Genomic DNA, 21,010 nt, shown 5'->3' with positions numbered 1-21,010 from the left:
GAGGGATCCGCACGTGACCTGGAGCCTCGCCTTCGCCCCGTCGATCGGCCTCGTCTGGCTCGCCGTCCTCGGCCTCGCCGCCGCGGTCGCCGCCGTCGCCGGCCTCGTCGCCCGCCGCCGCGGCGCAATCCCCCGCGCCCTGGCGCTGGCCCTGGTGGTGATCGCCCTGGCCGGGCCGGAGCTGCGCAGCGAGACCCGCGACGCCCTGCCCGGCGTCGCCGTGGTGGTCACCGACCGCTCGGCGAGTCAGGACCTCGCCGGCCGCGCCGCCGCCACCGAACGCGCCTGGCGGCTGGTGGCCGAACGCATCGGCGCGCTTCCCGGCATCGAACTGCGCGAGGCGGTGTTCGACGACCACGGCAGCGTCGACGGCGACGGCACCCGCCTGTTCGAGCTCCTCGCCCGGACGCTCGCCGACGTGCCGCCCGACCGGGTCGCCGGTGCGGTGATGATCACCGACGGTCAGGTCCACGACGTGCCGGCCAACGCCGCCGCCCTCGGTTTCACCGCGCCGGTCCATATGCTGCTGTCCGGCCGCCCCGACGAGATCGACCGCCGGGTCGAGATGCTGGAGGCGCCGCGCTTCGGGCTGGTCGGCAAGACCCTGCCCTTCGCCTTCCGCGTCGTCGACACGCCGGCCGGCGCCGGCCGCGCCGTCGCCGTCACCATCCGCCGCGACGGCGAGGTGATCGAGCGCCGGTCGGTTCGGCCGGGTGTGCGCACCACCGTGGCGATCGCGATTCCCCACGCCGGCGACGTGGTCGTCGAGATCGAGGCCGAGCCGCTCGCCGGCGAACTGACCACTCTCGACAACCGCGCCACCGCCACCGTCGAGGGCATCCGCGAACATCTGCGGGTGTTGCTGGTCTCCGGCGAGCCCCACCCCGGCGAGCGCACCTGGCGCAACCTCTTGAAGTCCGACGCCGCCGTCGACCTCGTCCACTTCACCATCCTGCGGCCGATCGACAAGCAGGACGGCACCCCAGTCGACGAGATGGCGCTGATCGCCTTCCCGACCCGCGAATTGTTCCAGGAGAAGATCCGCGACTTCGACCTGATCGTCTTCGACCGCTGGCAGCAGCGCGCGATCCTACCGGCGATCTATCTCGACAACATCGCCCGCTGGGTGCGCGACGGCGGCGCCGTGCTGATCGCCGCCGGCCCCGACCTCGCCGGCCGCGGCAGCCTGTTCTCGACCCCGCTCGGCGACGTCCTGCCCGGCGAGCCGACCGGCGAGAGCTTCGAAGAGCCGTTCCGGCCGCAGATCTCGGCGCTCGGCCGGCGCCACCCGGTGACCCGCGACCTGCCCGGGGCCGGCAGCGAGCCGCCCGCCTGGAGCCGCTGGTTCCGGCTCTCCGGCCTCACCGCCGCCGCCGATTCGCAGACCCTGATGACCGGCACCGGCGACCGGCCGCTGCTCACCGTGGCGCGGCGCGGCAAGGGCCGGGTCGCTCTGCTGACCTCCGATCAGGTGTGGCTGTGGGCCCGCGGCTACGACGGCGGCGGCCCCCATGCGCCGCTGCTGCGCCGCCTCGCCCATTGGCTGATGAAACAGCCCGACCTCGAGGAGGAGGCGCTGCGCCTCGTCCGCCGCGGCCGCGATCTGGAGATCGAGCGCCGCACCCTCGCCGACTCGGTCGCCCCGGTCACCGTCACCGGCCCGGACGGCGCCGAGCGCCGGCTCGATCTCGTCCAACGCGAACCCGGCCGTTGGACCGCCACCACCCCGGCCGATCGCCAGGGCCTGTGGCGCGCGACCGACGGCACCCTCACCGCGCTGGCCGACGTCGGCCCGCGCGATCCCCGCGAATTCGCCGACGTGCTTTCGACCGCCGCCAAGGTCGCGCCGCTGGTCGCCGCCACCGGCGGCGCGGTGCGCCGCCTCGACGACGGCTCGGGCTTCGCGGTACCGCGCATCCTCGCCCGCCCGGCAGGCTCGACAATGGCCGGCGGCGACTGGATCGGCCTGTCGACCTCGCGCGCCTCGGTCTTGAAGAGCGCCGATCGCACGCCGCTGGTCCAGGGCCTGCTGGCGGTGGCGGCGCTCCTCGGCCTGTTCGCCGGCGCCTGGTGGCGCGAGGGCCGCTAGGGTCGGATGCGATCGGATCGGAATCCGACCTCGGCCCGAAGAAGGGGCAGAAGTTTCCTGATCTCCTCCGCGTGACCGGCCGCGAGCCACTGATCGAAGCTCAGCAATCCGGGATGCGAGGCCCGCAGGGACGGGAGATCCGCCCGCCCGTCGAGTTTCCCGTTGCTCATCGCCTCCAACAGGCGCGCCAGCATCGGGTTCTGTGCAGCGGCTTCGATCGGGATCTGCAGATACGGCACCTGTCGCCCCGTCGCCCGGCTGATCGCTGCCGCGATGTCGTTGCCCGAGAGGGCATCGCCGGCGATGTCCATGGTGACACCCAGGGGGTGGGTCGGATCGGGGAGCAGCTTCGCCGCGATGGCGCCGATGTCCGCAACGGCGATGAACTGGACGACCTGATCCGGCGCTCCGAAAAACGTCAAGACGCCCTGGCGCAGGCCGAAGTGCGGATAGAGCAGGAGCTCCATGAACGGCGCCGGACGCACGATGGTGAACGGCACGCCGCTTCGGCGAAGATACTGCTCGATGTGCCACTTGCTCGCATAGTGACCGAGACCGATGTCGGGGTTGGCGCCGATCGTCGAGCTGTAGACCAGATGCCGCACCCCGGCCCGTTTCGCGGCATCGCCCACGGCGAGGCCGAACCGCACCTCGTCCTCGTCGGTAAGCCCATACTGGGCGTCGGCCGAACTCGGCAGGGCGGCGAAGACGCCGTGGACACCGGCCATCGCCCTCTCGAGCGACGTAGGCTCGCGGAAATCACCCGGCACCAGCTCGATACCCAGATGCGCCAGAGCCTGCGCCTCGGCGCTCCGCTCGTCGCGCACCAGGGCCCGAACGCGCCGGCCATCCGCCGCCGACGCCCGTGCGACGGCGCCGCCTTGCTGCCCGGTCGCGCCCAGGACCAGCATCGTCTCGCTCTTGTCGTCCATGATCGGCTCCCATAAGTGGAGGATTGCTCCACTATATATACGGAGGTACCCTCCACTTTTCAAGCGGTGGTCCGAACATGCCCAGCACGTCGAACGAGATGCCCCTGAGAGCCGATGCCCGACGCAACCGCGAGCGCCTACTCGCAGCCGCCGAGGAACTGTTCTCCGAGCAGGGTGCGGCCACCACCTTCGACGACGTGGCAAAGCGGGCGAAAGTCGGCATCGGCACGCTCTACCGGCGCTTTCCGACCCGCGAGGCGCTGCTGGCCGCGATGTGCGACGAGCGGCTTCTGGCCATTGCCGAGGCCGGTCGGGCCCGCGAAGGCCGTTGCGATCCGGTCGGTGCGCTGCGCGTCTTCATCGAGGAACTGGTGGCGGCCACCAATGTCTATCGGGGACTGGCCGCCTCGCTCGGAACCGTTCTCGGACACCCGACCCGGGGATGCGCGGCGACCACCGAACAAGGCCGACGGCTGTTGCATCGCGCACAGACCGCCGGCGTCGTTCGTCCGGACGTGTCCATGGACGACTTGATCTGCGTGATCACCGCCGTCGCGCTGGCGACCGCCGAAGCGAGCGACCCGGCGGCACGGATCACCCATCTCGTCGGCTTGTTCCTCGATGGGGCGGTGGAAAGCCGGGCGCGGCGCTGAGGTCCGGCCGGGAGGCGCCCTCCGCTCGGGGGCCCGCGACGTCCTCGGATCGCCGATCGCTTCCGCTCAGGCCGAGCGGACCGGCGCCACCAGCCCCTCGGCCCGAGCCGCCGCGCCCGCCACCAGTTCGGCGATCAGCACCCGATGGGTGTCGACCGGGCCGGGCAGACGCACCCGGGTCGGCGGGACGTGGTGGAAGCCGAGCCGGCCGTAATAGGCGGCGTCGCCGACCAGCAGCACCAGTTCATGGCCGCGCTCGCGCGCCGCGGCCAGCGACAGCCGCACCAGGGCGCTGCCGAGGCCGCGCCGGCCGTGGTCGGGATCGACCGCCAGCGGCCCGAGCAGCAGCGCCGGCGTGGCGCCGATGCGGATCGGCGACAGCCGGATCGATCCGGCCAGCCGCGGCCCGACCATCGCCACCAGCGACAGATGCGGGTCATAGGGTACCCGTTCGCGCAGCCGGAAGGCGGTGCGGGCGAAGCGGCCGGGGCCGAAGGCGAATTCATGGAGGGCTTCGACGGCGGCGGCATCGGCGGCCGTCTCCGGCCGGATCTCGGGAGCGAGGGTCTTCATGGGGTGAGGCATCCGAAAGCGGGGGGTCTGGTGAACCGCACCGCCGGCGCCGCGACGCCGAAGCCCCGCGGGGATCGGATCGACCGATCGGGGGTCAGGCGCACGCGACCGCGACGACGGCGCGGACGAATCCACGTCGCTCGGTTCGTCGTCGCTGCATCGTTCCCGCCGCAGGCGTCATCGGGACCTCGACCGCTGCGGGCGGCCGTCGCCCGCGCCGCTGGCGGTTAGCACGACGGGCGCCCTCGAGGCAAGACCGGAGCTACCACTCGGCGCTCTCCGGCACCCCGTCGTAGAGTTCGGCGAGGCGGCGCCGGGTGCCGGCGGTGGCGGTCGCGGGCAGATCGTCGAGGGTGAAGAAGCCGGTCTCGGCGATCTCCCACGGCGACGGCGACGGCCCGAGCTCGCTCTCCTCCGCCTCGGCGACGAAGAAGGCGACGTGGTCGCGGCGCGACACCGCGGGATTGTGGTGGAACGATACCAGCCGCGGCGGCCCGGCGAGGCGCACCCCGGTCTCCTCGACCACCTCGCGGGCGAAGGCCGCCGCCACCGTCTCGCCGAGGTCGACGCCGCCGCCCGGCAGATACCAGCCGCCGAGATAGGTGTGGCGCACCAGCAGCACCGCGCCGTCGTGCCGCCGCACCACGCCGCGCACCCCGAGGGTCGTCGCCCGGCGCATCAGCCCGACGGCGATCGCCAGCCGGCGGGTCAGCGGCTGCAGTCGTTCCGCCCAGGTCATCGCCCTTCCCCCGTGTCCGACATGGCTTCGTGAAGATTCCGTCGCCGGGGCCATGCGACCGACGCATGGCGGCTCGGCCTCCCCGCCCCTGGCTCGTTCTTGTGCAAATGCATAAATCTTCGCCACCGATTTGCCTACGACGACAGCCTACGCGTTCACTCCCCGGAGCGGAACGGGTCGTGCGGTCCCAGCCCGGATCGCCGGCGTCGACGCCAAACCCACGAGGAGCCCGATCATGATCGCCCTGTTCCGCCGTCTCCGCCGCCCGACCTACACCTGGAAGCCGGCTCTCGAATACAGCGCCCCGCAGGTCGCCGCCATGATGCGCGTCTTCGCCCAGGCCTGACACCCAAACGATCGATCGGCCACGTCGTCGATCGACGCCCACTCGGAGCCCTCGCGGGCTCCGATTTTTTTTCGGGCGGCGGCGATGCGCTTTTGTGCGCTCGCGGTCTGGACGACGGCGGGCGGGGATTGTAGGTCCTGCCCATGTTCCGGCTCGCGCACGTCTCCGATCCCCATCTCGGCCCCATGCCTCGACCGAAGCTGCGCGAGCTGGTGGGCAAGCGTGTGCTCGGTTACATCAACTGGCGCCTCAACCGCGGTCGCGGCTCGCTGCGTCCGGCGGTGTTGGACGAGTTGGTCGACGACCTCCACGATCTCGCCCCGGACCACGTCGCGGTCACCGGCGACATCGTCAACATCGCCCTCGATGCCGAATTGGAGCCGGCCCGACGCTGGCTCGACAGCCTCGGCGCGCCGCGCGACGTCTCGGTGGTGCCCGGCAATCACGACGCCTATGTCCGCGGCGCCCTCAAGCGGGCCACCGACAGCTGGGGCCCGTTCCTGCGCGGCGATACCGGCGAGAGCGGCCGCTTTCCCTATGTCCGCCGCCGCGGTCCGGTCGCGCTGATCGGCGTGTCCTCGGCCGAGACCACCGCGCCCTTCATGGCCACCGGCCGGGTCGGCCCCGGTCAGGCCCTGCGGCTCGCCGAGATCCTCGACCACACCGCCCACGAAGGCCTCTACCGGGTGGTGCTGATCCATCATCCGCCGGCCCGCCAGCCGGTCCACTGGGCCGGCCGGCTGATCGGCACCCAGGCGATCCGCGACCTGTTCCTCCACCACGGCGCCGAGTTGATCCTCCACGGCCACACCCACCGCTCCACCGTCGAGTGGCTCGACGGGCCGACGCGGCCGATCCCGCTGGTCGGCGTGCCCTCCGCCTCGCGCAACCCCGGCCCCGATCGGCGCGGCGCCGGCTGGAACCTGTTCGAGATCGACGGCGCCCCGGGCGCCTGGCACACCACCCGCATCGAACGCGGCTTCCGCGACGCCGAATCCGGCCTGGTCGAGATCGCCCGCGCGCCGCTGGTCCCCTGATCCGCCGTCCCCCACGACCGGGAGCCCACCGATGCCCGACCTGCCCGAGAGTTCCGCCCGTGTCGCCGCCGCCGCCCGCGCCCTCGGTCTCGACGTCGAGGTGATCGAGCGCACCGCCTCGGCCCGCACCGCGGAGGAGGCCGCCGCCGCCTGCGGCTGTGCCGTCGCCCAGATCGTCAAGTCGCTGGTGTTCCGCGGCCGCACCAGCAACAGCCCCTATCTGCTGCTGGTCTCCGGCGCCAACCGGGTCGACGAAAAGGCGGTCGCCGCCTCGATCGGCGAGGCGCTGAAGCGCACCGACGCCGAGGACGTGCGGGCGCTGACCGGCTATGCCATCGGCGGCGTGCCGCCGCTCGGCCACGCCAATCCGCTCACCGTGTTCATGGACCGCGACCTCCTCGCCCACGACGTGGTTTGGGCGGCCGGCGGTACGCCCTTCACGGTCTTCGCCGTCGCCCCCGCCGCCCTCGCCGCCGCCGTCGGCGCCCGGGTCGTGGCGGTCGGCTGAGCGAATCCTCGCGCCCCTCGACCTCTCCCCAGTGACCCGTCCCCATGACGCTGTGGCCGCTTCGAGCGCCTCGCGCGAACGACCCGACTCGTTGCGTGAAGATCCGGACTCGCCGTGTGAAGACGCGGAATCGAAGCTTCAACTTCAGCTGTTTAGTCAATTAATATCAATGGCTTGGGCACGGATCCGGACGCGCTCCTCGAGTTCGCCGCCCGACTCTCCGGTCGAAGTCGAGGGACTTCATCCGGCGTTCCAACCGCCGCCGCTGCGGCGCCCCCGCAGCGGAATCCGCGCGCGTCGCGTCCGGTGTGCCCGCGGCGACCGGCGCCGATATTCCTCGGGAAGGGTCCGGGAACGGATGCATTCGGATCGCAAACCGGTCTAGAGGTGGAGACCGCGACGCGTCGCCCGTCGCCCGCCCGTCCACTCGCGCGCTCCGAGGTCCCATGGCCGCCGTCGCCACGCCCCTCTCCGGTTTCCCCGCCCGCCCCGACGGCATCGCCCGGCTGGCCGACCTCGGACGCCGCACCCTGGTGATGGGCATCCTCAACGCCACCCCCGACAGCTTCTCCGACGGCGGCCGCTTCGACGCCCTCGACGCGGGGCTCGCCCACGGCCTCGCGATGATCGAAGAGGGCGCCGACCTGATCGACGTCGGCGGCGAGTCGACCCGCCCCGGCCACGCCATCGTGCCGGCGGACGAGGAGATCGCCCGGGTCGTACCGGTGATCGCCGCCCTGGCGCCGCGGGTCGCCGTGCCGATCTCGATCGACACCTCCAAGGCCGCGACCGCGCGCGCCGCCTTCGCCGCCGGCGCGAGCCTGCTCAACGACGTCTGGGGCCTGACCCGCGATCCCGATCTCGCCCGGGTCGCCGCCGACCACCGCGCCCCGGTGGTGGTGATGCACAACCGCGACACCATCGATCCGGCCCTCGACGTGATCGCCGATCAGCTCGCCTTCTTCGAGCGCGCCCTGGAGATCGCGGTGCGCGCCGGCATCCCCGAGGCCGACGTGATCGTCGATCCCGGCATCGGCTTCGGCAAGACCTTCGAGCAGAACCTCGCGGCGCTCGCCCGGCTCGGCGAACTCGCGGTGCTCGGCCGGCCGATCCTGCTCGGCACCTCGCGCAAGTCGATGATCGGCCGCATCCTCGACCTGCCCACCGACCGCCGCCTCAACGGCACGCTGGCCACCAACGTCGCCGGCATCCTCGCCGGCGCGGCGATCCTGCGGGTCCACGACGTCGGCCCCCATGTCGAGGCCGCCCGCATCGCCGACGCCCTGGTCGCCGCCCGCCCGAACCCTCGCCCGACCGCCGGTGCCGCCGCGCCCGCAGGAGCCCGCCCGTGACCGACCGCATCCTCCTCACCCGCATCGCCGTCTACGCCTACCACGGCCTCCATCCGGAGGAGGAGAAGCTCGGCCAGCGCTTCTACGTGTCGGTCGAGGCCCGCCTCGATCTGCGCCCGGCCGGCGTGTCGGACGACTGGCGCCGCACCGTCTCCTACGACCGCCTCGCCAAGATCGTCGTCGACGTCGCCACCGAGCGCCGATTCTCGCTGATCGAGGCCTTGGCCGAAGCGATCGCCCAGCAGGTGCTCGCGACCTATGCCCAGGTCGAGAGCCTGGTGGTCCGGGTCGAGAAACCGGCGGCGCCGATCCCGATCATCCTCGACGGCGTCGCCATCGAGATCGAGCGCCACCGCGATGGCTGATGCGCTGATCGGTCTCGGCGGCAATCTCGGCGACGTGCCGGCGACCTTCGTCGCCGCCCTCGACCGGCTGGCGGCGGCCGGCGTGCGGGTCGTCACGCGCTCGTCGAACTGGCGCACCCCGCCGTGGGGGCTGACCCGTCAGCCGCCCTTCGTCAACGCCTGCGTGCGGGTCGCCACCACGCTCGAGCCCCAGGCCCTGCTCGCCCTGCTGCTCGCCACCGAGAGCGACCTCGGCCGCGTCCGCACCATCCGCTGGGGACCGCGGGCGATCGATCTCGATCTCCTCGACGTCGACGGCCGGGTCGTCGCCGAGCCCAATCTGACGCTGCCCCACCCGCGACTCGCCGAACGCGCCTTCGTGCTGGTGCCGCTCGCCGAGATCGTGCCGGATCGATTGATCGGCGGCCGCCGCGTCGCCGACCTGCTCGCCGCGGTCGACACCACCGGCATCGAACGGCTGCCGCCCGACCCCGCCGAGGGGTGAGCGTCGCGTCGGACCCCCGGGGATCGCAGGCTCAGGCGGAGACTCGGCCGGTCTCGGCGGCCAGCTCGCGCAGGAAGTCGATCGCCGCCGCTTCGCCGTCGAGCACCAGTTCGAGGCCGTCGGCGAAGGCACGGAAGCCGTCGAGATGCGGATCGGACACCCCGACCAGCACCGGCACGCCGTGATCCACCGCCCGCTCGATGGTCTGGCGGAAACCGTGACCTTCGGCCTCTCGCCGCGCGAACTTGGACAGGATCAAGAGATCCGGCAGCGGGGTGGCGTCGAGCACCACCGCGAGGCGGCCGACCGCCTCCTCGAGCGCCGCGGTGTCGAGGTGGCAGCCCTCGGACGCCGCGCCGCGATCCTGCGACAGCACGATCTCCGGGCCGCCCGACAGGTCGGTGAGCAGCATCGTCGAATAGGGCCGGTCGGCGCGCGCCACGTCGTGCTGGATCATGCCGGCCAGCCGCAGCCCGGCGGCGGCGGCCGCCGCGGCCACCCGTTCCATCATCGCACCCTCGCCGGGCCGATGGACCACCACCGCCAGGATCGGAAGATCGGGATCGCGGGTCATCGCTCGCTCCTCAGGCGCCCTTCGGTCGGAACGCCACTATGCGCTCGGGGCGCGTGTCGAGACGATCGCCCCCGGTCAGGTCGAGACAATAGGGCACCGCCGGCATCACCGCATCGAGACAATCCCGGATCGACGCCGGCTTGCCGGGCAGATTGATGATCAACGCGCGGCCCCGGAGCCCCGCCTCCTGGCGCGACAGGATCGCGGTCGGCACGATCGCGAGGCTCTTGGCCCGCATCGCCTCGCCGAAGCCCGGCATCATCCGGTCGCAGACCGCGGCCAGCGCCTCGGGCGTGACGTCGCGCGGCGACGGCCCGGTGCCGCCGGTGGTGACCACCAGGCTGCAGCCTTCGACGTCGACCAACTCGATCAGCGCCGCTTCGATCGCCGGCCGCTCGTCTTCGACCAGCCGCCGGACGATCCGGAAAGGCGTCGCCAGCACTTCGGCGAGATAGCTCTCGATCGCCGGCCCCGAGAGATCGGCATAGACGCCGCGCGAGGCGCGGTCGGAGGCGGTCACCACACCGATCGGAACCGGGGGAACGGAGACGGGGTCGGCGGTCATCGGGGATCCTCGCGATCGGGGCGCCGGGAGCGGCGCGGGTGGTCGCGACGAAACCCGCTCCACTTGCCCTTCGTCAAGCCGTGACGGCGACGGCGATGAGATAAGCTCGGCCTCCGGGCCCGTCGCGGCCCCGTCGAAACGAGGAACGAACATGGCGACAACCGCGGAAAAGAGGCGGGCCTACGACGGTCCGATCCTGTTGTCGGGCGGCTTCCGTCCGTTCTTCCTGTTCGGCGCCGTCTGGGCGGCGATCGCCGTCGCGCTGTGGCTGCCGATGTGGGAGGGCCATCTGGTCCTGCCGACCATCTTCCCGGCCCTCGACTGGCACGTCCACGAGTTGCTCTACGGCTATCTGCCGGCCGCCGCCGCCGGGTTCCTGTTGACCGCGGTGCCCAACTGGACCGGCCGCCTGCCGGTGGTCGGCACGCCGCTCGCCGCGCTGGTGGCGATCTGGGCCGCCGGACGGCTGGCGATCGCCCTCTCGGCGTGGATCGGCGCGCCGCTCGCCGCGGCGATCGACCTCGCCTTTCTGGTGGCGCTGATCGGCCTGATCGCCCGCGAAGTCATCGCCGGGCGCAACTGGCGCAATCTGCGCGTCCTCGCCCTGCTCGGCCTGCTGCTGGCCGGCAATGCCGCGTTCCACTTCGAAGTGATGCGCGACGGCCACGCGGTGATCGGCACCCGCATCGGTCTGGCCGCGGCGGTGCTGCTGGTCTCGGTGATCGGCGGCCGCATCGTCCCGAGCTTCACCGCCAACTGGCTGCGCAACCGCGCCCCCGGCTTCATGCCGATTCCCTTCGGGCGCTTCGACGGCGCGGTGATCGTCGTCTCCGCTCTTGCCTTGGCCGCCTGGATCGCCGCCCCCGACCATCGCGCGACCGCGGTCGCGCTGATCGTCGCCGGCCTCGCCCAAGCCGCCCGGCTCGCCCGCTGGGCCGGCTGGCGCACCGGCGCCGAGGCGCTGCTGCTCGTCCTCCACGTCGCCTATCTGTCGCTGCCGCTCGGCTTCCTGCTGCTCGGTGCCGCGAACCTCGGCCTGCCGCTCGCCCCGAGCGCCGCGCTCCACGCCTGGACCATCGGCGCCGTCGGCCTGATGACGCTGGCGGTGATGACCCGGGCGAGCCTCGGCCACACCGGCCGGGCGATGCACGCCGGCCGCGGGTTGAAGGTGATCTATGTCGGCGCCGGGGTGGCACTCATCGCCCGCATCGCCGTCGGCTTCGGCTGGGCCGAATTCGCCCTGCTCCACGTCGCGGTGCTCGGCTGGCTCGTCGCCTTCGTCGGCTTCGTGGGGATCTACTGGACCATCCTCGCCCGCCCCCGCGCCTGAGCCCGCGACGACCCGGTGACCGGCGGACGGATCTCGCGATCCGCCCGCCGTCGGTGCTTCAGTTCGTGCTGCCGTGATGGGCCGGGGCGGCACCCATCTCTTCGACGGCGAAATCGACCTCGACCGAGCCGGCCTTCTCGAAGGTCAGCGTGCCCTTGAAGGCGGTGCCCTTCTCGAACGGCGCCTTGAGGCCGACGAACATCACGTGGTTGCCGCCGGGCTTCAGCTCGACTTTGGCACCGGCCGGGATCTCCAGACCGCGCTCGAGCGGCCGCATCCGCATCACCCCGTCGACCACCGCCGATTCGTGGATCTCGACCTTGTCGGCGACCGCCGAGGTGACCGAGACCAGCCGGTCGGCGGTGGTCCCGGTGTTGGTCACGGTGAGGAAGCCGCCGCCGGCCGGCGCCGCCTTGGGCGTGGCGCGGCTCCAGGGATGGCCGATCTCCAGCGCGCCGACCTTGTAGCCGTGCGCCTGAGCGGGAAGCGCCGCGGCGATCAGGCCGGCGGCGAGAGCGAAGGGAAGCAGGATCTTCATGGGGAGTGTCCTCGTCGGCGTCGCCGCTCCTCGGAACGGGCGCCCGGATGTCCGCATCGATCGCGCCACCCGGCCTCTCGGGGGCCTGCGGCGGCGGATCGGGGGAAGGAAGAGGGAAAAGAGGCGCGAACGCGCCCGGGGCGCCGCAAGCGTCAGGCCGCGGCCGCGCCGTCCGGTGGCCCGCGCGACACCGGCGCCCGCACCGTCGGCACCGCGACGACCGCCGCGACCATCGCCGGCCGCACCCGCGCCATCGGCTGTGGCACCGGCAGACCGACCTCCGCCGGCGGCACCAACCCCGGCGCACCGGCGATCAGACAGGCGTCGCAGACCGCGCCGACATGGATAGGGCCATCGGATCCCTGCCCGGGATCCGCGAAATGGCCGCACAGCGCCGGCATCTCGCCGTCGGCGAGGACGAAGCGCCCCAGATCGTAGCCGGCCGGCGCGCCCATTGCGGCGTCCGGCGGCCGATGCGCGAAACCGACGAGCACCGTCGTCAGCGCCACCAGCACCGCAAACAGGATCCGCGAAGTCCGCCGTCGCGCCGTCTTCAACATACCCCGAGGATGGACGGGCCGCCGTCCGCCGTCAACCGAGCCCTGCCCCACGACCGGCGTCGGCGGCCGGCGAAATCCGCATCCGAACCCTCGAATTTCGCGCGAGGCTTGCGCCACCTCATGGCATCGCCCGCCGCCCGGATGTTTCGTCGCCGGATCCGGGCGCCACCCCGGCGCTCGTTCGACGGAGGAGGCCATGTCGCTCGACCGACGCCACCTGCTGATTGCCGCCGCCGGTACTCTGTTCGCCGGCCCCGTGCCCGCCCAGACCGACGACCTGGGATCCGAATGGCTGGTGCACGAGGAGGTGCCGAGCGGCCGCTTCTGGGACGGGGTCTGGCGCCGCCGCGGCGGCACCGACGTGTTCGACGCCCGCTGGCGCGACAGCGACAGCGGCGGCACCGTCCGAGACGTGATCGAGATCGCTCGCTTCGACGGCCACGCGATCGAACTGTGGCGGCGTGGCCTGCGCGGCACCTACTGGGCCGAACTCTCGCGCAACCGCCGCACATTGCGCGGCGGCGCCTCCTGGTACGAGCCCGGCGCCTTCTGGACCGCCCGCATCCGCGACTGAACATGCCGCCGGTCGCCGCGACGCCGACGACCTGCCGATCATCGATGGGAGGACTGGACGATGCGTTCCACCGCGATCGCAACGCTGCTGCTGCTCGTCTTCGCGGCAACCGCCGCCGCGGAGATCCGCACCTTCGAACGCCCGCGGATCGGCGGGATGCGGCTCGACTGGTGTCTGACCTGGGCCCGCGCCTGCGGTAAGCCGGCCGCGGACGCCTTCTGCGAGCGTCGCGGCTACGTCGGCGCCCTGAACTTCGCGATGGAGCCCAACGTCGGCGCCACCGAACCGACCCGGCTGATCACCGGCGCGGTGTGCGACGCCGACATGTGCAATGGCTTCACCCACGTCTCCTGCGCGCGCTGATCCGCCGCGCTTGCACGGACTCGGCGAAGCGGCGTAGGCTGACGCTGCGACGGTTCCTCGCGCCGCTCCATGCGGCCGAGGTGAAAAGGGAACACGGGAAGGAACGCGCGCGCCGGTCGAAAGATCGTCGGGAGCGCTCCGAGCCGCGGCTGCCCCCGCAACTGTGAGCGGAGAGGGATCGGTCCCTCGGATCCGGCCCGTGCGATCCCCAGGATCGCGCGTTTCGGATCGGCCACTGGTCGCTCCCCCGATTTCCACCCGGGGCGGGCAGACGGACCGGGAAGGCTGGACCGAACACGACGACCCGCGAGCCAGGAGACCTGCCGTCGCACGAGCGTCGTACGCGTCCAGGGGCGGGGTGTCCCGACGGGCGTGCCCGACCGCCGATCGACGATCGGACGAGCGGGCTCATGGTGCGACGCGCAGTTCTGCGCGAGGTGGACTCATGCACATCATGGAAGGCTTTCTGCCGGTCGGGCATGCCGTCGGCTGGTTCGTGGTCGCGACGCCCTTCGTCGTCGCCGGCGCGATCTCGTTGAAGAAGATCCTGTGCGACACCCCCGAGGCCCGTCTGACGCTCGCCGCCGCCGCCGCCTTCTCCTTCGTCCTGTCGGCGCTGAAACTGCCGAGCGTCACCGGTTCCTGCTCCCATCCGACCGGCACCGGCCTCGGCGCGATCGCCTTCGGACCGGCGGTGATGGCGGTGCTCGGCACCGTCGTCCTGCTGTTCCAGGCGCTGCTGCTCGCCCACGGCGGGTTGACGACGCTCGGCGCCAACGTCTTTTCCATGGCGATCGTCGGCCCCTGGGTCGGTTGGGCGGTGTGGCGCGGCGCCACCCGCCTCGGCCTGCCGGCTTCGAGCGCGGTGTTCCTCGGCGCCACCCTGTCCGACCTCGCGACCTACGGCGTCACCTCGCTGCAGCTGGCGCTGGCCTATCCCGATCCGCTCTCCGGATTCCCCGGAGCGCTGGCCAAGTTCGCCGGCATCTTCGCGGTGACGCAGGTGCCGCTGGCGATCGCCGAAGGCCTGCTCACCGTGGTGGTGATGAGCGCGCTGGCGCTGCGCACCCCGACCACCGGGATCGAGGGGAGCCGCTGACATGACCCTCACCCTCTCCCGCCGTACCACCACGGTCCTGCTCGTCCTGGTGGCGGTGATCGTCGTCGCGCCGCTGGTCCTGCCCGGCATCGAAGGCACCTTCCGCGGCACCGACGACGCCGCTTCCGTGGCGATCGAGGCCGCCCGCCCCGGTTACCAGCCGTGGGCGCGCCCCTTCTGGGAACCGCCCTCCAAGGAGATCGAGAGCCTGCTCTTCGCCCTCCAGGCGGCGCTCGGCGCGGGCGTGCTCGGTTACGCCCTGGGACGACGCCACGGCGCCCGGAGCCGCGATGTCGCCGATCGATAGAATCGCCCACGCCAACCGCTGGCGCGACCGCTCGCTCGCCGAGAAGGCGACGCTGGGGCTCGGGCTGCTCGCCCTCGCCCTGGGGCTGCCCGCCTGGCCGACCGGTCCGGTGATCCTGGCGGTCGCGTCGCTCGCGGCGATCGGCGGCGCCGGCGTGCCCTGGCGCGCCTGGGCCTGGACGCTCGCCGGGCCGCTCGGCTTCGTGCTGACCGGGGCGGCGACGCTGCTGATCGAGATCGGCCCGGACGGCGTCGCCCTCGCCCCGCACGGAGTCGAAGCCGCCGCGGCCCTGACTCTGCGCTCGCTCGCCGCCATGTCGGGCCTGCTGTGTCTGGCGGTGACCACACCGGCGACCGATCTGGTCGCCGCCACCCGTCGCCTCGGCGTGCCCGAAGAGATCACCGAGATCGCCCTGTTGACCCACCGCTTCCTGTTCCTCCTCGCCGACACCGCGCTGGCCATGGACGCCGCGCAAGCCTCCCGCCTCGGCCATGTCGGGGTCCGCCGCCGCATCCGTTCGGCCGGCATCCTCGCCGCCAACCTGCTGCCGCGCGCCCTCGATCGCGCCCGCCGGCTGGAGACCGGGCTCGCGGCGCGCGGCTGGACCGGCGGCGGCCTCGCGGTCTTGTCGCGCCGCCGGCCGGTGTCGCCCGCGGGTCTCGCCGCGGTCCTCGCCACGCTCGCGGCCGTCGCGGCGATCGGGTGGATCGCCCGATGACCGTCCTCGCCGTCGAACACCTCGCCTACGACTATCCCGGCGGCGTCGCCGCTCTGGTCGACCTCGACCTCGCCGTCGGCCGCGGCCGCCGCCTCGCCGTGCTCGGCCCCAACGGCGCCGGCAAGACCACGCTGCTGCTCCATCTCAACGGCACGCTGCGCCCCAAGGCCGGCCGCATCCTCCTCGACGGCGCGCCGGTGCGCTGGGACCGTGCCGGCCTCGGCGCCTGGCGCCGCCGGGTCGGCCTCGTCCTCCAGGACGCCGACGACCAGCTGTTCGCGCCGTCGGTGGCCGAGGACGTGTCCTTCGGGCCGCTCAACCTCGGCCTGCCCGAGGCCGAAGTCCGCACCCGCATCGCCGAATCGCTCGCCGCCCTCGACGTCGCCGATCTCGCCGACCGGCCGACCCATCATCTGTCCTTCGGCCAGAAGAAGCGGGTGGCGATCGCCGGAGCGCTGGCGATGCGGCCGGAAGTCCTGCTCCTCGACGAGCCGACCGCCGGGCTCGATTCGCGCTCGGCCCGAAGGCTGCTGGCGATCCTCGACGCGCTGGCGGCCACGGGGACCACCGTGGTCTTCACCACCCACGACGCCCGTCTGGCCCAGGCCCACGCCGACGACGCGGCGCTGTTCCGCGACGGCCGGGTGATCGCCGCCGGCCCGGCGTCGGTGCTGCTGTGCGACGCCGCGACCATGGACCGCGCCGGCCTCGACCCCGCCGACGCGGTGTGAGGCGGGGGCGCGACGTGGGGCTCCCGGGGAATTGGCCTTCATCGGCCCACCCATCTCCGACAGGCCTATGTGTAGGCGTCCTCTCCCCCCTCGAGGGGGAGAGACAGAGAGGGGGGGGCTCGGCCTCTCCCCTCGCGCGGCCCTGGAGGATGCGGCTCCCTCCCCCCCTCCCTGTCCCTCCCCCTCGAGGGGGGAGGGAACGAGGTGGCAGCGCCGCGCGCCGGAACGAATCTCGATTTCGCTGCGTGGTCCCTCCGGCGGGATTCACCGCGCCGGCGCCTCGACCCCGCCGACCCGGCGTGACGGAAACGGGGACGCCCGCCCTTTCTTGTCGCCCGGCGGGCGCGATGCTAGCGTCCGCCGCCCCGCGTCGGGGGCGACGGGGACCTGTGACGTGATCATCTCGCGCATCTGCGGCGGTCTGGGCAACCAGATGTTCCAATACGCCGTCGGCCGCCGTCTCGCGCAGGCGACGGGTGAGCCCTATCGCCTCGATCTCACCGAGATGGCGACCTACCGGGTCCATCGCTACGGCCTCGACCAGTTCGCGATTGCCGTCCCGACCGCGACCCCCGACGAACTGCCGCCGCCGATCCCCAAGCCCTGGAGCCTCGCCGCCCTCCGCGCGGCGCTCGGGCCCCGCCGGGGCACGCCGATGCCGCGGATCGTCGAGCGGACTTTCCGATTCGAGCCCGCGGTGCTCGCCCACACCGGTCCCGGCCACCTCACCGGCTTCTGGCAGAGCGAACGCTATTTCGCCGAGAGCGCCGCGACGATCCGCGCCGACTTCCGCCTCGCCGCCCCCCTCGACGCCGCCCGCGCCGCGACGCTGGCGCAGATCGAGGCCTCGACCTCCGTGTCGGTCCACGTCCGCCGTGGCGACTACGTCACAAACCCCGCCGCCAACGCCATCCACGGCACCTGCTCGCCCGAGTGGTACGAAGCGGCGATCGCCCGCGCCGTCGAGGGGCTCGCCGATCCGGTGATCTTCGTGTTCAGCGACGATCCCGCCTGGGTGCGCGCCAACCTACGACTGCCGGCCGGCACGGTGTTCGTCGACCCCCGGCCCGACGGGCGCGACGCCGCCGACATGACCCTGATGGCCGCGGCCGAGGCCCACGTCATCGCCAATTCGACCTTCAGCTGGTGGGCCGCCTGGCTCGATCCGCGCCCCGACGCCCGCGTCGTCGCCCCGGCGCGCTGGTTCGCCGGCGCCGACCACGACACTTCGGACCTGATCCCGGCGCGCTGGCTGCGCCTGTGACGGCGCGCCGCGATCGCGGCCTCAGGCGCGCGCCGCCGCGAAGCCGCGCACCACCTCGGCGATCCGCTCGAGATCGTCGCCGACCGGATGGTGGTGGTTGCCGATGAACAGCCCGTCGACGTCGATCGCCTCGGCCACCGGCACCGGCCCGGCGACAGAATGGTCGAGATGGCGCATCACCGGATTGGCGAGGAAGTTGCCGGCGACGATCGGCCGGCATTCGACGCCGGCGGCGCGCAGCACCTCGACCAGGGCCCGCCGTTGGCCGGAAAGAGGCCCCTCGAGGATCAGCGCGAAGCCGAACCACGAGCTCTCGCCGGTCTCCTGTTGCAGCCGGATGCCCGGAATGTCGCCGAAGGCGCGGGTGAACACCTGCGCATTGGCGCGGCGATGGCGGACGAGCTCGGGCAGCTTGCGCAGCTGCGAGCGCCCCAGCGCCCCTTCCATCTCCAGCGGCCGGAAATTGAAGCCCGGCAGCACGAAGCGGAACAGCCCGGCGAAGTCGTCGACGTCGGTGGCGAGATGACTGTGGGCCGGCTGTTCGCGCAGCCAGCCGTGGGCGCGCAGGCTGAGCATGGTGTGGTAGAGCTTCTCGTCGTCGGTGACGACGACGCCGCCCTCCATCGTGCAGATGTGGTGCGAATAGAAGGTCGAGAAGGTGCCGAACAGCCCGAAGGTGCCGGCCGCCCGGCCTTCGAAAGTCGCGCCCATCGATTCGCAATTGTCCTCGAACAACAGCAGCGAATGTTCGGCGGCGATCTTGCGCAGCCGCGCGAAGTCGCAGGGGTTGCCGAGCAGGTTGACCGCGAAGATCGCCCGGGTGCGCGGCGTGATCGCCGCCTCGACGAGATCGAGATCGAGGTTGAGCGTCGCCCGATCGACGTCGACGAAGCGCATCACCAACCGGTTCTGATGCAGCGGATAGAAGGTCGTGCTCCACGACACCGTCGGCACGATCACCTCGTCGCCGGGCTCGAGCCCGAGGTCGGGGTGATACATCACCGCGGCGATCGCCAGCAGGTTGGCCGACGAGCCGGAATTGACCATCACCGCGTGACGGCTGCCGAAATGGGCGGCGAAGTCGGCTTCGAAGGCCTGGACTTCCGGCCCCATGGTGTAGCGGCCGCTGGCGATGACGCGCTCGAGCGCCGCCGCCTCCTCGTCGTCCCAGGTGGTCGAGGCGAGGGGATAGGGCGTGGTCATCGGGGAGCGTCCTCGGAGGTCTGACGGGAGAGTTGGGCGACGAAGCCGCGATAGGCGGCGCGCATGCCCTGGGCGAGCGGCGTCATCGCCCGCCAGCCGAGCGCCTGGACCTGCGACACGTCCATCAGCTTGCGCATCATGCCGACCGGCGCGTCGAGATCGTGGACGAAGCGCCCCGACCAGCCGACCACCTCGGCCGCCACGGCGTAATAGTCGTTGACCGCGTGGTCGTCGCCGACCCCGACGTTGAGCATCGGCGGCAGTTCGGCGAGGCGTCCGCCCCAGGCGGCGATGAACCGCGCGAGATCGTCGACATAGAGGAACTCGCGCCGCGCCAGACCGTCGCCCCAGATCGTCACCGTCTCGGCGCCGGTTTCGCGCGCCTGGTGCATCTTGAGCAGCGCCGCCGCCACCAGATGGCCGCGCGCCGCGTCGAAATGGTCGTCGGGACCGTAGAGGTTGCAGGGCACGATCGAGCGATAAGCGAGGCCGTGCTCGCGGGCGATCGCCTCGCAGTGACGCACCCCGAGGATCTTCGACAGCGCATAACCTTCGTTGGTCGGCTCCAGCGGCGCGGTCAGCATGTCGGCTTCGGCGAGCGGCCGGCCGAGATCCTTCGGATACATGCAGGACGAGCCGAGGAACAGGAACCGCGGCACCCCGGCCTTGCGCGCACCTTCGATCACCAGGGTGTTCATCAGGGCGTTTTCGGCGAGGAAGGCGGTGGGATGCGCGATGTTGGCGCGGATGCCGCCGACCGTCGCCGCGGCATGGATCACCAGATCGTAGGCATGGGCCGCGAAATGCGCGGCGACCGCGCGCTGATCGAGCAGATCGAGCTCGCCGCGGCCCGGCGCATCGAGACGCCAGTCGGCGGCACCCTCGGCGAGAACCCGCCGCAGCGCCCGCCCGACGAGCCCGTTGCCGCCGGTCAGAAGAACCCGCATCGCCTCACCCCTCGTGCCGGCCGGCCGCCGCCGTCGCCGCCGCGGCGAGGTCGGCCTCCATCATCTCGGTGACCAGTTCGGAGAAGCGGGTGGTCGGCCGCCAGCCGAGCATCCGCTCGGCCTTCGAGGCGTCGCCGATCAGCATCTCGACCTCGGTCGGGCGGAAATGGCGCGGATCGATCTCGACCAGCGTCCGCCCGGTCGCCGCATCGAAGCCGATCTCCTCGACGCCGGTGCCGCGCCAGGCGATGGTCACGCCGATGTGGGCGAAGGCCCGCTCGACGAATTCGCGCACCGTATGGGTCTCGCCGGTCGCCAGCACGAAGTCGTCGCCGGTCGGCTGCTGGACGATCCGCCACATGCCCTCGACATAGTCGCGGGCGTGGCCCCAGTCGCGCTGGGCATCGAGATTGCCGAGCCACATGCGGTCCTGGGCGCCGTTGCGGATCGCCGCCACTGCCCGGGTGATCTTGCGGGTGACGAAGGTCTCGCCGCGGATCGGGCTCTCGTGATTGAACAGGATGCCGTTGGAGGCGTGCAGGCCATAGGCCTCGCGGTAGTTCACGGTGATCCAATAGGCGTAGAGCTTGGCCGCGGCATAGGGGCTGCGCGGATAGAACGGCGTCGATTCGCGCTGCGGCACCTCTTGGACGAGCCCGTAGAGCTCCGAGGTCGAGGCCTGATAGAAGCGCGTCTTCGACTCCATTCCGAGGATGCGGATCGCCTCGAGCAGCCGCAGCGTGCCGATGCCGTCGGCATTGGCGGTGTATTCGGGGGTCTCGAAACTGACCCGGACGTGGCTCTGGGCGGCGAGATTGTAGATCTCGTCGGGCTGCACGGTCTGGACGATGCGGATCAGATTGGTCGAATCCGTCATGTCGCCGTAGTGCAGATGGAAGCGGCCGTTGGGATCGTGCGGGTCGGTGAAGATGTGGTCGATGCGCTGGCTGTTCAGCGACGACGCCCGGCGCTTGATGCCGTGGACGACGTAGCCCTTGGCGAGCAGGAGCTCGGCGAGGTAGGCCCCGTCCTGACCGGTGACCCCGGTGATGAGCGCGATCTTGGTCATTCCGCCTCTGCTTTCGACCCCGCGGCGCACAGCCCCGCCGTCCCGTCCCGCTGGCCGGAACTCATAGACCAAGCCCGGCGGCAGGGCCAT

25 protein-coding genes and 1 riboswitch are annotated in these 21,010 nt (G+C 72.1%); of the genes, 15 read left to right on the top strand and 10 right to left on the bottom strand.

The window, feature by feature from the left end:
* Positions 1-13 precede the first annotated feature (13 nt).
* Positions 14-2,089, top strand: a complete 2,076-nt coding sequence (locus EYW49_RS11760) for a hypothetical protein (protein ID WP_131309762.1) — start codon at positions 14-16, stop codon at positions 2,087-2,089.
* Here the strand turns inward: EYW49_RS11760 and EYW49_RS11755 are convergent.
* Positions 2,086-3,021 carry an NmrA/HSCARG family protein gene (locus EYW49_RS11755; protein WP_131309761.1) on the bottom strand — a complete coding sequence of 312 codons (936 nt, stop codon included), beginning with the start codon at positions 3,019-3,021 and terminating at the stop codon, positions 2,086-2,088. The genes EYW49_RS11760 and EYW49_RS11755 overlap by 4 nt on opposite strands.
* Before the next feature lie 77 nt (positions 3,022-3,098).
* Here EYW49_RS11755 and EYW49_RS11750 point away from each other — a divergent pair, with 77 nt between their 5' ends.
* Entirely contained in the window at positions 3,099-3,674 is a 576-nt protein-coding gene (locus tag EYW49_RS11750; protein ID WP_131309760.1) for a TetR/AcrR family transcriptional regulator, read from the top strand.
* Between the two features lie 66 nt (positions 3,675-3,740).
* Here the strand turns inward: EYW49_RS11750 and EYW49_RS11745 are convergent, their stop codons facing one another.
* Together EYW49_RS11745 and EYW49_RS11740 are read right to left on the bottom strand one after the other, a co-directional pair.
* A complete protein-coding gene (locus tag EYW49_RS11745; protein ID WP_131309759.1) occupies positions 3,741-4,247 on the bottom strand; it encodes a GNAT family N-acetyltransferase in 507 nt (168 codons plus the stop codon).
* A 262-nt stretch (positions 4,248-4,509) separates the two neighbouring features.
* A complete protein-coding gene (locus tag EYW49_RS11740) occupies positions 4,510-4,986 on the bottom strand; it encodes an NUDIX domain-containing protein (RefSeq protein ID WP_131309758.1) in 477 nt (158 codons plus the stop codon).
* A 489-nt stretch (positions 4,987-5,475) separates the two neighbouring features.
* Between EYW49_RS11740 and EYW49_RS11735 the strand changes: the two genes are divergently transcribed.
* The 5 genes from EYW49_RS11735 (at position 5,476) to folK (ending at position 9,078) form a co-directional block, all read left to right on the top strand.
* Positions 5,476-6,369, top strand: a complete 894-nt coding sequence (locus tag EYW49_RS11735; RefSeq protein ID WP_228259580.1) for a metallophosphoesterase family protein — start codon at positions 5,476-5,478, stop codon at positions 6,367-6,369.
* Positions 6,370-6,400: 31 nt separating this feature from the next.
* Positions 6,401-6,877, top strand: coding sequence for a YbaK/EbsC family protein (locus tag EYW49_RS11730; RefSeq protein ID WP_131309756.1), 477 nt, complete (start codon positions 6,401-6,403; stop codon positions 6,875-6,877).
* Positions 6,878-7,323: 446 nt separating this feature from the next.
* Entirely contained in the window at positions 7,324-8,229 is a 906-nt protein-coding gene (gene folP / locus EYW49_RS11725; RefSeq protein WP_131309755.1) for a dihydropteroate synthase, read from the top strand.
* Positions 8,226-8,594, top strand: coding sequence for a dihydroneopterin aldolase (gene folB, locus EYW49_RS11720; protein WP_131309754.1), 369 nt, complete (start codon positions 8,226-8,228; stop codon positions 8,592-8,594). The genes folP and folB overlap by 4 nt, the downstream gene beginning before the upstream one ends.
* Positions 8,587-9,078 carry a 2-amino-4-hydroxy-6-hydroxymethyldihydropteridine diphosphokinase gene (gene folK, locus EYW49_RS11715; protein ID WP_131309753.1) on the top strand — a complete coding sequence of 164 codons (492 nt, stop codon included), beginning with the start codon at positions 8,587-8,589 and terminating at the stop codon, positions 9,076-9,078. The genes folB and folK overlap by 8 nt, the downstream gene beginning before the upstream one ends.
* A gap of 31 nt (positions 9,079-9,109) precedes the next feature.
* Here the strand turns inward: folK and EYW49_RS11710 are convergent, their stop codons facing one another.
* A complete protein-coding gene (locus EYW49_RS11710; RefSeq protein WP_131309752.1) occupies positions 9,110-9,652 on the bottom strand; it encodes a DUF2478 domain-containing protein in 543 nt (180 codons plus the stop codon).
* Positions 9,653-9,662: 10 nt separating this feature from the next.
* Positions 9,663-10,217 carry a molybdopterin adenylyltransferase gene (gene mog, locus EYW49_RS11705; RefSeq protein ID WP_131309751.1) on the bottom strand — a complete coding sequence of 185 codons (555 nt, stop codon included), beginning with the start codon at positions 10,215-10,217 and terminating at the stop codon, positions 9,663-9,665.
* A gap of 151 nt (positions 10,218-10,368) precedes the next feature.
* Here mog and EYW49_RS11700 point away from each other — a divergent pair, with 151 nt between their 5' ends.
* The gene (locus EYW49_RS11700) at positions 10,369-11,547 is read left to right on the top strand and encodes an NnrS family protein (protein ID WP_131309750.1); all 1,179 of its coding nucleotides are present in this window, start codon (positions 10,369-10,371) and stop codon (positions 11,545-11,547) included.
* 58 nt (positions 11,548-11,605) lie between these two features.
* On the opposite strand, the gene EYW49_RS11695 is transcribed toward EYW49_RS11700, so the two are convergent.
* Complete coding sequence (locus tag EYW49_RS11695; protein ID WP_131309749.1) at positions 11,606-12,085, bottom strand: copper chaperone PCu(A)C; 480 nt, start codon at positions 12,083-12,085, stop codon at positions 11,606-11,608.
* Between the two features lie 152 nt (positions 12,086-12,237).
* Positions 12,238-12,642, bottom strand: a complete 405-nt coding sequence (locus EYW49_RS11690) for a hypothetical protein (protein WP_131309748.1) — start codon at positions 12,640-12,642, stop codon at positions 12,238-12,240.
* A 199-nt stretch (positions 12,643-12,841) separates the two neighbouring features.
* On the opposite strand from EYW49_RS11690, the gene EYW49_RS11685 reads away from it, so the two are divergent.
* From EYW49_RS11685 to EYW49_RS11655, 7 genes are all read left to right on the top strand, one after another.
* On the top strand, positions 12,842-13,219 hold the full coding sequence (locus EYW49_RS11685) for a hypothetical protein (protein WP_131309747.1): 378 nt from the start codon (positions 12,842-12,844) through the stop codon (positions 13,217-13,219).
* Between the two features lie 60 nt (positions 13,220-13,279).
* Positions 13,280-13,582 (top strand): hypothetical protein, encoded by a 303-nt coding sequence (locus EYW49_RS11680; RefSeq protein ID WP_131309746.1) that lies wholly within the window; start codon positions 13,280-13,282, stop codon positions 13,580-13,582.
* A 33-nt stretch (positions 13,583-13,615) separates the two neighbouring features.
* A riboswitch (cobalamin riboswitch) is annotated at positions 13,616-13,924 on the top strand.
* Positions 13,925-14,027: 103 nt separating this feature from the next.
* Positions 14,028-14,681, top strand: a complete 654-nt coding sequence (locus EYW49_RS11675) for an energy-coupling factor ABC transporter permease (protein ID WP_131309745.1) — start codon at positions 14,028-14,030, stop codon at positions 14,679-14,681.
* Position 14,682: 1 nt separating this feature from the next.
* Positions 14,683-14,988, top strand: a complete 306-nt coding sequence (locus tag EYW49_RS11670; RefSeq protein ID WP_131309744.1) for an energy-coupling factor ABC transporter substrate-binding protein — start codon at positions 14,683-14,685, stop codon at positions 14,986-14,988.
* Complete coding sequence (cbiQ, locus tag EYW49_RS11665) at positions 14,972-15,706, top strand: cobalt ECF transporter T component CbiQ (protein ID WP_131309743.1); 735 nt, start codon at positions 14,972-14,974, stop codon at positions 15,704-15,706. The genes EYW49_RS11670 and cbiQ overlap by 17 nt, the downstream gene beginning before the upstream one ends.
* Positions 15,703-16,437 carry an energy-coupling factor ABC transporter ATP-binding protein gene (locus EYW49_RS11660; RefSeq protein WP_131309742.1) on the top strand — a complete coding sequence of 245 codons (735 nt, stop codon included), beginning with the start codon at positions 15,703-15,705 and terminating at the stop codon, positions 16,435-16,437. Before cbiQ ends, EYW49_RS11660 begins: the two co-directional genes overlap by 4 nt.
* Before the next feature lie 394 nt (positions 16,438-16,831).
* Positions 16,832-17,701, top strand: a complete 870-nt coding sequence (locus EYW49_RS11655; protein WP_165498220.1) for an alpha-1,2-fucosyltransferase — start codon at positions 16,832-16,834, stop codon at positions 17,699-17,701.
* A 21-nt stretch (positions 17,702-17,722) separates the two neighbouring features.
* Here EYW49_RS11655 and EYW49_RS11650 read toward each other — a convergent pair whose 3' ends face one another.
* The 3 genes from EYW49_RS11650 to gmd are packed head-to-tail and all read right to left on the bottom strand — an operon-like array spanning position 17,723 to position 20,920.
* The gene (locus tag EYW49_RS11650) at positions 17,723-18,904 is read right to left on the bottom strand and encodes a DegT/DnrJ/EryC1/StrS family aminotransferase (protein WP_131309740.1); all 1,182 of its coding nucleotides are present in this window, start codon (positions 18,902-18,904) and stop codon (positions 17,723-17,725) included.
* Entirely contained in the window at positions 18,901-19,851 is a 951-nt protein-coding gene (locus tag EYW49_RS11645; RefSeq protein WP_131309739.1) for an NAD-dependent epimerase/dehydratase family protein, read from the bottom strand. Before EYW49_RS11645 ends, EYW49_RS11650 begins: the two co-directional genes overlap by 4 nt.
* 4 nt (positions 19,852-19,855) lie before the next feature.
* Positions 19,856-20,920 carry a GDP-mannose 4,6-dehydratase gene (gene gmd / locus EYW49_RS11640; RefSeq protein WP_131309738.1) on the bottom strand — a complete coding sequence of 355 codons (1,065 nt, stop codon included), beginning with the start codon at positions 20,918-20,920 and terminating at the stop codon, positions 19,856-19,858.
* Positions 20,921-21,010: the final 90 nt, after the last annotated feature.

The sequence above is a fragment of the Siculibacillus lacustris genome, assembly GCF_004328075.1.
GTDB lineage: Bacteria > Pseudomonadota > Alphaproteobacteria > Rhizobiales > Ancalomicrobiaceae > Siculibacillus > Siculibacillus lacustris.
This window is presented reverse-complemented; position numbering and strand designations above follow the sequence as displayed.

What these genes read in the sequence shown, in the direction of transcription:
- EYW49_RS11700 (WP_131309750.1), top strand. Translation starts at nt 10,369, where the DNA reads ATGGCGACAACCGCGGAAAAGAGGCGGGCCTACGACGGTCCGATCCTG.
- EYW49_RS11695 (WP_131309749.1), bottom strand. Translation starts at nt 12,085, where the DNA reads ATGAAGATCCTGCTTCCCTTCGCTCTCGCCGCCGGCCTGATCGCCGCG.
- folP (WP_131309755.1), top strand. Translation starts at nt 7,324, where the DNA reads ATGGCCGCCGTCGCCACGCCCCTCTCCGGTTTCCCCGCCCGCCCCGAC.
- EYW49_RS11660 (WP_131309742.1), top strand. Translation starts at nt 15,703, where the DNA reads ATGACCGTCCTCGCCGTCGAACACCTCGCCTACGACTATCCCGGCGGC.
- EYW49_RS11745 (WP_131309759.1), bottom strand. Translation starts at nt 4,247, where the DNA reads ATGAAGACCCTCGCTCCCGAGATCCGGCCGGAGACGGCCGCCGATGCC.
- EYW49_RS11750 (WP_131309760.1), top strand. Translation starts at nt 3,099, where the DNA reads ATGCCCAGCACGTCGAACGAGATGCCCCTGAGAGCCGATGCCCGACGC.
- cbiQ (WP_131309743.1), top strand. Translation starts at nt 14,972, where the DNA reads ATGTCGCCGATCGATAGAATCGCCCACGCCAACCGCTGGCGCGACCGC.
- EYW49_RS11670 (WP_131309744.1), top strand. Translation starts at nt 14,683, where the DNA reads ATGACCCTCACCCTCTCCCGCCGTACCACCACGGTCCTGCTCGTCCTG.
- mog (WP_131309751.1), bottom strand. Translation starts at nt 10,217, where the DNA reads ATGACCGCCGACCCCGTCTCCGTTCCCCCGGTTCCGATCGGTGTGGTG.
- EYW49_RS11645 (WP_131309739.1), bottom strand. Translation starts at nt 19,851, where the DNA reads ATGCGGGTTCTTCTGACCGGCGGCAACGGGCTCGTCGGGCGGGCGCTG.
- EYW49_RS11650 (WP_131309740.1), bottom strand. Translation starts at nt 18,904, where the DNA reads ATGACCACGCCCTATCCCCTCGCCTCGACCACCTGGGACGACGAGGAG.
- EYW49_RS11735 (WP_228259580.1), top strand. Translation starts at nt 5,476, where the DNA reads ATGTTCCGGCTCGCGCACGTCTCCGATCCCCATCTCGGCCCCATGCCT.
- EYW49_RS11680 (WP_131309746.1), top strand. Translation starts at nt 13,280, where the DNA reads ATGCGTTCCACCGCGATCGCAACGCTGCTGCTGCTCGTCTTCGCGGCA.
- EYW49_RS11710 (WP_131309752.1), bottom strand. Translation starts at nt 9,652, where the DNA reads ATGACCCGCGATCCCGATCTTCCGATCCTGGCGGTGGTGGTCCATCGG.
- EYW49_RS11740 (WP_131309758.1), bottom strand. Translation starts at nt 4,986, where the DNA reads ATGACCTGGGCGGAACGACTGCAGCCGCTGACCCGCCGGCTGGCGATC.
- gmd (WP_131309738.1), bottom strand. Translation starts at nt 20,920, where the DNA reads ATGACCAAGATCGCGCTCATCACCGGGGTCACCGGTCAGGACGGGGCC.
- folK (WP_131309753.1), top strand. Translation starts at nt 8,587, where the DNA reads ATGGCTGATGCGCTGATCGGTCTCGGCGGCAATCTCGGCGACGTGCCG.
- EYW49_RS11730 (WP_131309756.1), top strand. Translation starts at nt 6,401, where the DNA reads ATGCCCGACCTGCCCGAGAGTTCCGCCCGTGTCGCCGCCGCCGCCCGC.
- EYW49_RS11685 (WP_131309747.1), top strand. Translation starts at nt 12,842, where the DNA reads ATGTCGCTCGACCGACGCCACCTGCTGATTGCCGCCGCCGGTACTCTG.
- EYW49_RS11675 (WP_131309745.1), top strand. Translation starts at nt 14,028, where the DNA reads ATGCACATCATGGAAGGCTTTCTGCCGGTCGGGCATGCCGTCGGCTGG.
- EYW49_RS11755 (WP_131309761.1), bottom strand. Translation starts at nt 3,021, where the DNA reads ATGGACGACAAGAGCGAGACGATGCTGGTCCTGGGCGCGACCGGGCAG.